Genomic DNA, 12,369 nt, shown 5'->3' with positions numbered 1-12,369 from the left:
GGGATGGATCCAGCGGGGTGTTCAGGCGCGGGGGCTGCGCGACCTCATCGCCTGCACTTCTCGGGCTCGATCTCATAGCCGGAGATCATCCAGCCGCCGTCGGTGCCCTTGGCGAGCTTGAAACTCCCGAGCAGTGGTCCGCCGCTGACCCGCATTCGGCACCCGTAGACGGCAGCCTCGTCTCCGACGACCTCGACCGCGTTCTCGGCGAAGTTCGGGTTCGCGTACGGGCCCTCCGCGGTGATCTGGGACTTGATCTTCTCGGCTGCGGTGGCGCAGTCCGGTGCCTGGTGGGCGCTTGCGAAGGCCGACTTGCCGGAGTCGGTGAACAGCCGGCACGCCCGGTCCGGGGGCGTCTCCCGGAGGTAGTTGTAGACGCCCTTGACCGCCTGCGTCGGGTTCGTCGAGGTGATCGGGGAGGAGTTGGGCGGGGCGCCGCCGGTGCCTGAGCCGGAGTCGTCGCGGCCGCCGCCGAAGAGGTCGGTGAGGACCAGGCCGATGAGGTTGTAGGCCACGATGACGATTACGAGCAGGTAGATCAGGCGGCGGACGAGCTTGAACCGCAGGGGCCACAGCAGGCGCTTGAACCACGCGGTGCCGCGGTGGGCGGCGCTGGTTTCCGGCCACGCCGGGGGCCCGCCCTGCGGGGCGTCGGGCCACTGGACCGGTTGCGCGGGCGGCGCCTGCGCCGGTGCCGATGGCGGGGTGGGGACGGCGACCTCGGCGCCACCCCCGATGCCCTGCTGGGAGCGCTGCCATTCCTGGAACTTCTGGAACTCCAGGAACTGCTGGTACTGGCGGAACTGCTCGTCGTCGGACGGCGGGGCGGCGCCGGCGCTCGACGCGGGGCCGTTCTCGACGACCTCGGCGTCGACGATCTCCGGCCCCCGGCTCCGGTCGGGCAGGTGGTCGTCGGGTTCCTGCGGGCGGCGGTCGCCGTGCGACTCGTTCGGGTCGGCCACGCACCACATGATGCCGTGCCCGCCGCCCGTGGTCATCAGGCGATCAACGGGCCAGGTGAGCGGGGTCGGTGCGGGCCGCCCGGCGCGGTGCCGTATGCTGGTCGAGGTTCCACCCAAGACCGCTGGTCTTCTTCGCGCTGCGGCGTGGGGAACGAAGGTCCCGTACGACACGGGCGGCCCGCGCAGGAGGACGAGGCAACATCAGTGCGCGCCCGCGCGCGCCCATGGTTTTTCACGCCCCGTGCTTGCTGCGCCGGGGCGTTTTGTCGTCTCAGGGCTTTTCGACAGGTGGATCGGTCCGGACACCGCCCCGGCGGGCGGTCGCCCGGACCTTCTGTAGTCGCGAAGCACTAGAGAGGAGGCGACATGGCGAAGCCTGACAAGGTCGACGCGGTCAACGAGATCGCGGAGCGGTTCAACACCGCGACCGCTGCGGTCGTGACCGAGTACCGCGGGCTGTCCATGGCGAAGCTGGTTCAGCTGCGCCGCGCCCTCGGCGAGGGCGCGACCTACCGTGTCGCGAAGAACACGCTGGTCAAGCGGGCCGCGGAGCAGTCGGGTGTCGAGGGTCTCGACGAGCTCTTCGAGGGCCCGACCGCGATCGCCTTCATCGAGGGCGAGCCCGTGGATGCCGCCAAGGCGCTGAAGGAGTTCTCCAAGGAGAACAAGGCGCTGGTGATCAAGGGCGGCTACATGGATGGCCGCCCGATCTCGGTCTCCGAGGTCGAGTCGATCGCCGACCTCGACTCCCGCGAGGTCACCCTCGGCAAGCTCGCCGGGGCCATGAAGGCCAAGATGAGCCAGGCCGCCGCCCTGTTCGCCGCCCCGGCGACCAAGGCCGCGCGTCTGGCCGCCGCCCTTCAGGAGAAGAGGGAGGGCGGCGAGGCCGACGCCTCCTGAGTCCGTTGTGGACCCAGGTGAGCGCCGGGTGCTTCGGCCGCACCACCACCCAAGATCTGCTCGCGGGTGCGCGGGCACCGATGTGAAAGGAACGCCACCATGGCGAAGCTGAGCAACGAAGAGCTGTTGGACGTCTTCAAGGAGATGACCCTCCTGGAGCTGTCGAGCTTCCTCAAGGAGTTCGAGGAGACCTTCGACGTCACCGCCGCCGCCCCGGTTGCCGCCGCCGCCCCGGCCGCCGCCGGTGCCGCTGCCCCGGCCGCCGAGGAGCAGGACGAGTTCGACGTCATCCTGGAGTCGGCCGGCGACAAGAAGATCCAGGTCATCAAGGTCGTCCGTGAGATCGTCTCCGGCCTGGGCCTGAAGGAGGCCAAGGAGCTCGTCGAGGGCGCCCCGAAGCCGATCCTGGAGAAGGTCGACAAGGAGAAGGGCAACGAGGCGAAGGCCAAGCTGGAGGAGTCCGGCGCCAAGGTCTCCCTCAAGTGATTTCTCGCTGACGCAGCGTGAAAGGGCGGACACCCACGGGTGTCCGCCCTTTTCGCGTTCCATGAGCTTTCCACGATGCGGACCTGGACGCCCGTGACAAATCCGGGAAATGCCGGAGCCGCCGAGATCGGACAAATCATCTATTGATCAAGCGGGTCTGGAAAAGGAACCCAACTCGTGAGTAACCTGCGCGGGTCGTGCTCGTTGCACAGGTGTGATGCGAACGACCTTCGTTAAGCGCATCACGTATGCCAGGCTCCCCGTCCGGGGAGGGTGCAACGCCCGGGGACGACGAAGGATGCGGAGGTGCTCATGGGCGTCGAGGTGGTCGTCGACGGACTCTCCAAGTCGTTCGGCTCCCAGACCATCTGGCGGGACGTGACGCTGACGCTTCCGGCCGGTGAGATCAGCGTCCTGCTGGGACCGTCGGGCACCGGCAAGTCGGTGTTCCTGAAATCCCTCGTCGGATTGCTCAAGCCCGAGCAGGGCCGTGTCCTGATCAACGGCGTGGACGTCTGCGACTGCTCGGAGTCCCAGCTCTACGAGATCCGCAAGCTGTTCGGCGTGCTGTTCCAGGACGGTGCGCTGTTCGGCTCCATGAACCTCTTCGACAACATCGCGTTCCCGCTGCGCGAGCACACCCGCAAGTCCGAGTCCGAGGTCCGCGAGGTCGTTCTCGAGAAGATGGAGATGGTCGGTCTCCTCGGGGCGGAGGAGAAGCTGCCCGGCGAGATTTCCGGCGGTATGCGAAAGCGCGCCGGACTGGCCAGGGCGCTCGTGCTCGATCCGGAGATCATCCTGTTCGACGAGCCGGACTCCGGTCTCGACCCGGTGCGCACCGCGTACCTGAACCAGCTCATCGTCGACCTCAACGCCCAGATCGACGCGACGTTCCTGATCGTCACCCACGACATCGGCACCGCGCGGACCGTTCCGGACAACATCGGCATGCTGTTCCGCCGCAACCTGGTCATGTACGGCCCGCGGGAGGTGCTGCTGACCTCGACCGAACCGGTCGTCGAGCAGTTCCTCAACGGCCGCAGGCAGGGCCCGATCGGCATGAGCGAGGAGAAGGACGCCGGGCAGATGGCCGCCGAGCTGGCGGAGCTGCGCGGCGCCGACAAGGGCGTGCCGCACATCATCCCGCAGCTGGAGGTCTCGCCCGGCCTGCCGGAGCGCTCGGCGGTGCGCCGCAGGCAGGCGCGGGTGATGCGCGACCTCGGCAAGCTGGCCCCGGCCGCGCAGCAGGAGATCATGAAGACGATCCACCCGCAGGACCTCGCGCGCACCGAGTCGATGCAGGGCTCGCTCAACGATCCCGAAGTCGCCCAGGTCCCGAGGCAGGCACCGCTGCCGCACCGCAAGCCGTCGCCGCGCCCGCGCGTGCAGGAGCACGTCCCGGCGGGCGGCGAGCCGGCGTGGACCCGGGAGCCGGAGCCCGAGACCGGCGCCGGGCAGCGCAGGCGCTGGTTCGGCCGCAAGCGGGGCGGTGAGCAGTGAGGGCACCCTCCCAGGTCCGGTTCCCCGGGGCGGGCGGGATCCGCGAGACCGGACGCCTGTTCGCGCTGATGCTCGACGTTGGCCGGGCGTTGCCGAAGCGCCCGTTCCAGGTCCGCGAGTTCGTCCAGCAGTGCTGGTTCATCGCCAGCGTCACGATCCTGCCGACCGCGCTGGTCGCGATCCCGTTCGGCGCGGTGATCGCGCTGCAGCTCGGTTCGCTGACCCGCCAGATCGGCGCGCAGTCGTTCACCGGTGGCGCGAGCGTGCTGGCGATCATCCAGCAGGCCAGCCCGATCGTGACCGCGCTGCTGATCGCGGGCGCGGGCGGTTCGGCGATCTGCGCCGACCTCGGCTCGCGCAAGATCCGCGACGAGATCGACGCGATGGAGGTGCTCGGCGTCTCGCCAGTGCACCGGCTGGTGGTGCCGAGGGTGCTGGCCGCGATGCTGGTCGCGGTGCTGCTCAACGGCATGGTCAGCGTCGTCGGCGTGATGGGCGGCTACTTCTTCAACGTGATCATGCAGGGCGGCACGCCCGGCGCCTACATGGCCAGTTTCAACGCGCTGGCGCAGCTGCCCGACATCTGGATCAGCGAGCTGAAGGCACTGATCTTCGGGTTCCTGGCCGGCGTGGTGGCCGCCTACCGCGGCCTGAACCCGCCGCCCGGCCCGAAGGGCGTCGGCGACGCGGTCAACCAGTCGGTGGTGATCACGTTCCTGCTGCTGTTCGCGGTGAACTTCGTGCTGACCACGATCTACCTGCAGCTCGTGCCGCCCAAGGGGATGTGAGGCGGATGGTGACGGTTTCCCGGCGGGCGCGCCGGATTGTTCGCAGGCCGCTGGAGTTCCTCGACGACCTGGGCGACCAGATGTCGTTCTACCTGCGGACGCTGGCGTGGATCCCCAAGGCGGTCACGCGCTACGCCAAGGAGACGATGCGGCTGCTGGCCGAGGTGAGCTTCGGCAGCGGCGCGCTGGCGGTCATCGGCGGCACGGTCGGCGTGATGGTCGGCATGACCCTGTTCACCGGCACCGTGGTCGGCCTGCAGGGCTACGCGGCGCTGAACCAGATCGGCACCTCGGCGTTCGCCGGGTTCGTGTCGGCCTACTTCAACACCCGCGAGATCGCGCCGCTGGTGGCCGGGCTGGCGCTGTCGGCCACGGTCGGCTCCGGGTTCACCGCGCAGCTCGGCGCGATGCGGATCTCCGACGAGATCGACGCGCTGGAGACGATGGGCGTGCCGAGCCTGCCGTACCTGGTGACCACGCGGGTGGTGGCGGGATTCGTCGCGGTGGTCCCGCTCTACGTGCTGGGGCTGCTGACCTCCTACCTGGCGGCCCGGTTGGTGACGGTGCACGTCTACGGGCAGTCGGCGGGCACCTACGACCATTACTTCAACCTGTTCCTGCCTCCCGAGGACGTGCTGTGGTCCTTCGGGAAGGTCCTGGTCTTCAGCGTGGTGGTGATCATGACGCACTGCTACTACGGCTACCGGGCCAGCGGCGGCCCCGCCGGGGTCGGCGTCGCGGTGGGGCGCGCGGTGCGGACCGCGATCGTGACCACCGCGCTGCTGGACTTCTTCCTCAGCCTCGCGATCTGGGGCACCACGACGACGGTTCGGATCACCGGATGAGCGCCAGAGGGGCGATGACGACGTTGCGGCGCCGCCTTCTGGGCGTCGCCTTCCTGATGACCATCGTGCTGTTCCTGAGCCTGACCGTGGCCACCTACCAGCGCGCGTTCACCTCGAGCGTGGACGTCGTGCTGCACACCGCGTCGGTGGGCAACCAGCTCATGGCCGACTCGGACGTGAAGGTGCGCGGCATGATCGTCGGGCGGGTCAGGGAGATCGAGCCGACCGCCGACGGCGCGAAGCTGCACCTTGCGCTGGAGCCGGACAAGGCGAGCCGGCTGCCCGCCGACGTGTCGGCGCGGTTGCTGCCGCGGACGCTGTTCGGCGAGCGATACGTCTCCCTCGAGGTGCCCGAGAACTCCTCCGGTGCCGTGCTGGCCTCGGGCGACGTGATCGAGCAGGACCGCAGCAGCGCGGCGGTCGAGCTGGAGACGGTGCTGGCCGACACGATGCCGGTGCTGCAGGCGGTGCACCCCGACGAGCTGGCGGTGACGCTGAACTCGCTGAGCCAGGCGCTGGAAGGACGGGGCAGGCCGCTGGGCGAGACGCTGTCGCAGCTCAACACCTACCTCGACGGCCTGAACCCGTCGGTGCCGGACCTGCGGGAGAACCTGCGCGAGCTGGTCGGGGTCGCCGAGACCTACGAGGAAGCCGCGCCGGACGTTCTGGAGGCGCTGGAGAACCTGTCCACCACCTCCCGCACGCTGGTGGCGCAGAAGGACAACCTCTCGGTGCTGACCTCGCAGCTCACCACGACCTCGCAGGACGCGACGCGGTTCTTCCAGGACAACGGCAAGAACCTGATCCGGCTCGGTGAGGCCCAGCGGCCGACGCTGGACGTCCTCGCCAAGTACTCGCCGGAGTACACCTGCTTCCTCAACCAGATGCACGAGTTCGTGCCGATCGTGCGCAAGGCGTTCGGCGAGGGGACCTCCGAGCCTGGACTGCACATCACCCTGGAGGTGGTGCCCCACCGCGGCAAGTACGTCCCCAACCAGGACGAGCCGGAGTTCGCCGACAAGCGCGGCCCGCGCTGCTACGACGTCGAGCCGCTGCCGGACCCGGTGCCGGAGTACCCGCCGGACGGGCCGTTCAAGGACGGTTCGGTGCCGCCGCCGGCGTCCCGGCCGGTCGACGGCGGGCTGCTGCCGCCGTCCATGGGCGAGCAGTACCTGCCCGCGGGCAACGCCCCGGCGAGCACTTCGCCGCAGTCGGCGGGCGGTCTCGGGATGGTGAACTCCCCGATGGAGCGCGACTTCATCTCCGCGCTGCTGGCGCCTTCGATAGGCGTTGAGCCCGCTCAGGTGCCGGGCTGGGGTTCGCTGCTGGTCGGGCCGGTTCTGCGCGGTGCGGAGGTGAGTTACCGGTGAACGGTCGCAGCATCACCGGGCCGCTGGTGAAGTTCCTGGTGTTCGTGCTGGTCACGGTGCTTGCCACCGGGATTCTGGTGCTCACCATCGCCAACAACGACCTGCGTTCGGCCGAGACCTACACCGCGCGGTTCACCGACGTCACCGCGCTCAACGAGGGTGACGAGGTGCGCATCGCCGGGGTCAAGGTCGGCGAGGTGCAGGACATCGCCGTCGTCGACCGCAGGGTCGCCGAGGTGCGGTTCAGCGTCACCGACCGCAGGCTGCCGGAGTCGGTGACGGCCACCGTCAAGTACCGGAACCTGGTGGGCCAGCGCTACATCTCGCTGGAGCAGGGCGCCGGTTCTCCCGGGCGCTACCTGCCCGCGGGCGGCACGATCCCGCTGGAGCGCACCCGTCCCGCGCTGGACCTGACCGTGCTGCTCGGCGGTTTCAAGCCGCTGTTCCAGGCGCTCTCGCCGCAGGACGTCAACAAGCTGTCCTTCGAGATCATCCAGGTCCTGCAGGGCGAGGGCGGCACGGTGGAGAGCCTGCTGGCCCACACCGCGTCGCTGACCTCGACGATCGCGTCGAAGGACCAGGTGATCGGTGAGGTCATCGACAACCTCAACGGCACGCTGGAGACGGTCAACGCACGCGACGATCAGCTCTCCGAGCTGATCGTGCAGCTGCAGCAGGTGGTGTCCGGCCTGGCCGCCGACCGCGACTCGATCGGCGACGCGGTCACCGCGATGGACGGGCTCACCAACACCACCGCCGGGCTGCTGTCGGAGGCACGTCCCGGTCTCCAGCAGGACATCGCGGCGCTGGGCGACCTGTCGAAGAACCTCAACGACCACGAGCGGCTCACCGACCACTGGCTGAAGAACATGCCCGGGAAGGTGGAGACCATCAGTCGCACCGCGGCGCACGGATCGTGGTTCAACTTCTACATGTGCCAGGCGCAGGGCACGGTCGGGGTCGGTGACCTCAACCTGCCGTTGCCGCTCGCGCCGGTCACCCAGCCGAGGTGTCAGCGATGAGCTCCTTCCAGCAGCGCGACCCGCTCAAGATCGGCATCGCAGGCATCCTGGTGCTGGTGCTGGCGGTCGTCCTCGCGATGAACTTCGAGAGCCTGCCGTTCGTGGGCGGCAAGACCTACCAGGCGCACTTCACCGAGGCGGCGGGCATCAAGCCCGACGCCGAGGTGCGGGTGGCCGGGGTGAAGGTCGGCTCGGTCAGCGACGTCGAGCTCGACGGCGACCACGTGACGGTGTCGTTCCGCGTCAGGGACGCCTGGCTCGGTGACCACACCACCGCCGCCATCAAGATCAAGACGCTGCTCGGGCAGAAGTACCTCGCGCTGGACCCGCAGGGCGGCCAGGAGCTTTCCACTTCGGACCCGATCCCGGTGCAGCGCACGATGTCGCCCTACGACGTCATCGAGGCGTTCAGCGACCTGTCCAACACGGTCGGCCAGATCGACACCAAGCAGCTCGCAGACAGCTTCCGGGTCATGTCCGACACCTTCGCCGGCACACCCGACGAGGTCACCGGCGCGCTCGACGGCCTTTCGGCGCTGTCGCGGACCATCGCCTCGCGCGACGAGCAGCTCGAACAGCTGCTGACCAACACCAGCAACGTGTCGAAAACCGTCGCCGACCGCAACGCGGAGTTCGAGAGGCTGCTGGCCGACGGGAACCTGCTGCTGGAGGAGATCCGCCACCGGCGGGAGTCGATCTCGTCGCTGCTGGACGGCACCCGCGAGCTGTCGGCGCAGCTGAGCGGGCTGGTCGACGACAACGCCGCGCAGCTCGGCCCGACCCTGGAGCAGCTCGACCGGGTGACCAAGCTGCTCCAGCGCAACCAGGACAACCTCGACGCGAGCCTGGCGAGGTTCGCGCCGTTCACCCGGCTGTTCTCCAACGTGCTCGGCAACGGCCGCTGGTTCGACACCTACATCTGCGGTCTGCTGCCACCCGCCGTCGGCCCGATCAACCAGAAGGGCTGCCAGCCATGAGGAAACCCCCGCTGACCCGGATGCTGGCCGTGGCCTGCGTGCTCGCGCTGGCCGCCACCGCAGGCGTGTGGTGGCTGTTCAGCGGCAGCGAGCGCCGGATCACCGCCTACTTCGACGCCGCGGTCGGCGTCTACCCGGGCGGCGACGTCCGGATCCTGGGCGTCGCGGTCGGCACCGTCGACGAGGTCAGGCCCAACGGCAGGACGGTGCGCGTGGACATGTCGCTGGACCGCGACGTCGACGTCCCCGCCGACGCGGGCGCCGTGCTGGTCTCGCCCAGCGTCGTCAGCGACCGCTACGTGCAGCTCGCACCGGTCTACAAGGGCGGCCCGACGATGGAGGACGGCGCGGTCATCCCAAGTGATCGGACCGCGACGCCGGTCGAGCTCGACCAGGTCTACCGCAGCCTCAACCAGCTGACCACGGCGCTCGGGCCGCAGGGCGCCAACGCCGACGGGGCGCTGACCGAGCTGCTCAACACCGGTGCGGCCAACCTGGACGGCAACGGCAAGGCGCTCGCCGACTCCATCCGCCACCTCGGCGAGCTGGGCACGACGATGTCGGGCAACAGCGAGGAGTTCTTCGGCACCGTCGACAACCTCCAGCGCTTCACCTCCATGCTGGCTGCCAACGACGAGCAGGTCCGGCGGTTCAACACCCAGATGCAGCAGGTCAGCTCCTTCCTCGCCGCAGAGCGCGGGGACTTCGCCGCGGCGATGGCCGAGCTCGCGGTCGCGCTGGGCAAGGTCGAGGGCTTCGTGCGCGACAACCGGGCGAACCTCAAGTCCAACGTGGACCAGCTCAACGGCGTCGCGCAGGTCCTGGTGAAGCAGAAGGCCGCGCTCGACGAGTCGCTGAACAACGCACCGCTGGCGCTGAGCAACCTGAACAACGCCTACAACGGCGCGTCGGGCACCCTCGACACCCGGGCGAACATCAACGAGCTGAACCAGCCGCCGCTGGTGTCGGTCTGCAAGCTCCTGCGGCAGTCGGGCCGCCAGGACGTGCCGCTGTCGCTGGCCGACGCCTGCAAGTCGCTGCAACCGGTCATCGACGGCGTGGCACCGCTGCCCACACCGGCGCAGGCCATCAACTCCCTGCAGAAGGGCCAGCTGCCACCGCTTCCCCTGCCGCTCGTCGACCCGTCGCAGGGAGGTGGCCGGTGATGGCGCGCAGAATAGGGCCGCGCGGCATGCGGCGGCCGTCCGCGACGGTGCGGCTGGTCGCGCTGGGCGCGGCGGCGCTCGTGCTGCTCAGCGGCTGCGGGTTCCGCGGCGTCGACAGCATGCCGCTGCCCGGCGGCGCCGACGTCGGCAGCGACCCCTACACGGTGAAGGTGCGCTTCCAGGACGTGCTGGACCTGGTGCCCAACGCCGGCGTGCGGGTCAACGACGTGCCGGTCGGCCGCGTCTCGGAGATCGGGCTCGCCCGGGACTCCTGGCAGGCCGAGGTGACGGTGCAGGTCAACGGTGACGTGAGGCTGCCGGCCAACGCCACCGCCCGGCTGCGCCAGTCCAGCCTGCTGGGCGAGAAGTACGTCGAGCTCGGTCAGCCCGCCGAACCGGTGCAGCCGGTGGGCAAACTGGTCGACGGCGACGTGATCGACCTGGCGCGCACCAGCCGCAACCCCGAAGTCGAAGAGGTGCTGGGCGCGATGTCCATGCTCCTAAACGGCGGCGGCGTCGCGCAGCTGCAGAACATCACCAAGGAGCTCAACGCCGCGCTGGAGGGCCGCGAGTCCGACGTGCGCAGCCTGCTGTCCAACGTGGACGAGCTGGTCGCGGGCCTGGACGCGCAGCGCGGCGACATCACCCGCGCCCTGGACAGCGTCAACCGGCTCAGCGCCAGCCTCAACGCCCAGCGCGGCAACATCGACACCGCCCTGCGCGACATCGAGCCCGGACTCCGTGTCCTCAACGAGCAGCGTGGCCAGCTGGTCACCATGCTCCAGTCGCTGGACAAGCTCAGCGGTGTCGCCACGAACGTGGTCGACCAGAGCAAGGACGACCTGGTGCACAACCTCAACCAGCTCGCGCCGACGCTGCGCGAGCTGGCGGCGGCGGGCGAGGACCTGCCCAAGTCGCTGGAGGTGCTGCTCACCTTCCCGTTCCCGGACAACGCCGTGGAAGGCATCAAGGGCAGCGACTACACCAACCTCTACGTCAACGTCGATCTCAACCTGACCAACATCCTGGACAACCTCGGCCGCAGCAGGCAGCCGCTGATCCACCCGCCGAACGGGTTGCCGCCGCTGCCGCTGCCGGGTCTCACGCCGGAGCAGCCCGCCCCGGAGCAGAGCCCGACCACCCACCCCCAGCCGAAACCGGAACCCGAGAAGGAGTCCGGTAGCTGGTGGGAGAACCTCTTCGGTGGAGGAGACAGATGATCTCGCGGAAGGTACGGCTCCAGATCGTCGCGTTCCTCGCCATCGCCCTGGTCGGGGTCGGCTACACCAGCGCCCGCTACGCCGGGCTGGACCGGCTGTTCGGCTCGCGCGGCTACGTCGTGACGATGCAGCTCGCCGACACCGGCGGCGTCTTCGACAACGCCGAGGTGACCTACCGCGGCGTTCCCGTCGGGCGGGTCGGCACCATGCGGCTGACCCACGACGGCGTGGAGGTGCCGCTGGACATCGACTCCGGCACGCGCATCCCCGCCGACGTGGAGGCGGTCGTCGCGCTGCGCTCGGCCGTCGGCGAGCAGTACGTCGACCTGCGGCCCAAGTCCGACCGCGGCCCCTACCTGCGCGAAGGCTCGGTGATCGCCCAGGAGCGGACGCAGACGCCGCTGCCGGTCGAGGACCTGATGACCAACCTGGACGCGTTCTCCAAGTCGGTGCCGACCGAGTCGCTTCGCACGGTCGTCAACGAGCTCGGCACCGCCTTCCGGGACAACGGCGGCAACCTCCAGCGGGTCATCGACACCACCCGCGAGTTCACCGCCGCCGCACAGCAGCACCTGCCGCAGACCAAGCAGCTGCTTGCCGACGGCAAGACGGTGCTGGCGACGCAGAACGAGCAGGGCTCGTCGATCCGCTCCTTCAGCCAGGACCTGCGGCTGCTCTCCGAGCAACTGCAGCGCTCCGACGGCGACCTGCGCTCGGTGATCCAGCAGGCGCCGCCTGCGGCCGCGCAGGTCAGCGGACTGATCCGGGAGAACGACCAGCTCGGGCCGCTGCTGGCGAACCTGACCAGCACCTCGCAGCTGATCTCGGCCCACAAGGACGGCGTCGAGCAGCTCATGACGCTCTACCCGGCCGTGGTCACCGCCAGCAACTCGGTGATGCCCGGTGACGGCCGGGCCCACTTCGGCCTGGTGCTCAACGTTTTCGACCCGCTACCCTGCACCGCCGGTTACGAGTCCACGCAGCGGCGGCCGGGCAACGAGATGACCCCGGTGCCGCTGAACACCCAGGCGTACTGCGCCGAGCCGCCGGGCAGCGACACCTCGGTGCGCGGTGCGCAGAACGCGCCCGGCCAGTAGGACGCCGACGAACCGCAGGCAAACCGAGAGGAGGAG

At 69.5% G+C, this 12,369-nt stretch carries 12 protein-coding genes; 11 read left to right on the top strand and 1 reads right to left on the bottom strand.

Translation table 11 applies throughout. The annotated features are described in order from the left end of the window. Positions 1 to 44 precede the first annotated feature (44 nt). Positions 45 to 971, bottom strand: a complete 927-nt coding sequence (locus HUO13_RS34575; RefSeq protein ID WP_249125225.1) for a hypothetical protein — start codon at positions 969 to 971, stop codon at positions 45 to 47. 357 nt (positions 972 to 1,328) lie between these two features. Here HUO13_RS34575 and rplJ point away from each other — a divergent pair, with 357 nt between their 5' ends. From rplJ to HUO13_RS34520, 11 genes are all read left to right on the top strand, one after another. Continuing rightward, complete coding sequence (gene rplJ / locus HUO13_RS34570) at positions 1,329 to 1,862, top strand: 50S ribosomal protein L10 (RefSeq protein WP_211899054.1); 534 nt, start codon at positions 1,329 to 1,331, stop codon at positions 1,860 to 1,862. Between the two features lie 99 nt (positions 1,863 to 1,961). Continuing rightward, positions 1,962 to 2,348: a 50S ribosomal protein L7/L12 gene (gene rplL, locus HUO13_RS34565; protein ID WP_211899053.1), complete on the top strand. Its 387-nt coding sequence runs from the start codon at positions 1,962 to 1,964 to the stop codon at positions 2,346 to 2,348. Positions 2,349 to 2,660: 312 nt separating this feature from the next. After that, complete coding sequence (locus HUO13_RS34560) at positions 2,661 to 3,848, top strand: ABC transporter ATP-binding protein (protein WP_211899052.1); 1,188 nt, start codon at positions 2,661 to 2,663, stop codon at positions 3,846 to 3,848. Then, the gene (locus tag HUO13_RS34555) at positions 3,845 to 4,636 is read left to right on the top strand and encodes an MlaE family ABC transporter permease (RefSeq protein ID WP_211899051.1); all 792 of its coding nucleotides are present in this window, start codon (positions 3,845 to 3,847) and stop codon (positions 4,634 to 4,636) included. The genes HUO13_RS34560 and HUO13_RS34555 overlap by 4 nt, the downstream gene beginning before the upstream one ends. A 5-nt stretch (positions 4,637 to 4,641) precedes the next feature. Beyond that, a complete protein-coding gene (locus tag HUO13_RS34550) occupies positions 4,642 to 5,481 on the top strand; it encodes an MlaE family ABC transporter permease (RefSeq protein WP_211899050.1) in 840 nt (279 codons plus the stop codon). Continuing rightward, positions 5,478 to 6,851, top strand: coding sequence for an MCE family protein (locus HUO13_RS34545; protein WP_211899049.1), 1,374 nt, complete (start codon positions 5,478 to 5,480; stop codon positions 6,849 to 6,851). The genes HUO13_RS34550 and HUO13_RS34545 overlap by 4 nt, the downstream gene beginning before the upstream one ends. Continuing rightward, positions 6,848 to 7,873, top strand: coding sequence for an MCE family protein (locus tag HUO13_RS34540; protein WP_211899048.1), 1,026 nt, complete (start codon positions 6,848 to 6,850; stop codon positions 7,871 to 7,873). The genes HUO13_RS34545 and HUO13_RS34540 overlap by 4 nt, the downstream gene beginning before the upstream one ends. Next, the gene (locus HUO13_RS34535; protein WP_211899047.1) at positions 7,870 to 8,850 is read left to right on the top strand and encodes an MCE family protein; all 981 of its coding nucleotides are present in this window, start codon (positions 7,870 to 7,872) and stop codon (positions 8,848 to 8,850) included. Before HUO13_RS34540 ends, HUO13_RS34535 begins: the two co-directional genes overlap by 4 nt. Further along, positions 8,847 to 10,016, top strand: coding sequence for an MCE family protein (locus HUO13_RS34530; RefSeq protein WP_432757802.1), 1,170 nt, complete (start codon positions 8,847 to 8,849; stop codon positions 10,014 to 10,016). The genes HUO13_RS34535 and HUO13_RS34530 overlap by 4 nt, the downstream gene beginning before the upstream one ends. Continuing rightward, positions 10,016 to 11,236 carry an MCE family protein gene (locus HUO13_RS34525; RefSeq protein ID WP_211899046.1) on the top strand — a complete coding sequence of 407 codons (1,221 nt, stop codon included), beginning with the start codon at positions 10,016 to 10,018 and terminating at the stop codon, positions 11,234 to 11,236. Before HUO13_RS34530 ends, HUO13_RS34525 begins: the two co-directional genes overlap by 1 nt. Further along, positions 11,233 to 12,333, top strand: coding sequence for an MCE family protein (locus HUO13_RS34520; protein WP_211899045.1), 1,101 nt, complete (start codon positions 11,233 to 11,235; stop codon positions 12,331 to 12,333). Before HUO13_RS34525 ends, HUO13_RS34520 begins: the two co-directional genes overlap by 4 nt. The last annotated feature ends 36 nt before the right edge of the window (positions 12,334 to 12,369 follow it).

This window comes from Saccharopolyspora erythraea, assembly GCF_018141105.1.
GTDB lineage: Bacteria > Actinomycetota > Actinomycetes > Mycobacteriales > Pseudonocardiaceae > Saccharopolyspora_D > Saccharopolyspora_D erythraea_A.
This window is presented reverse-complemented; position numbering and strand designations above follow the sequence as displayed.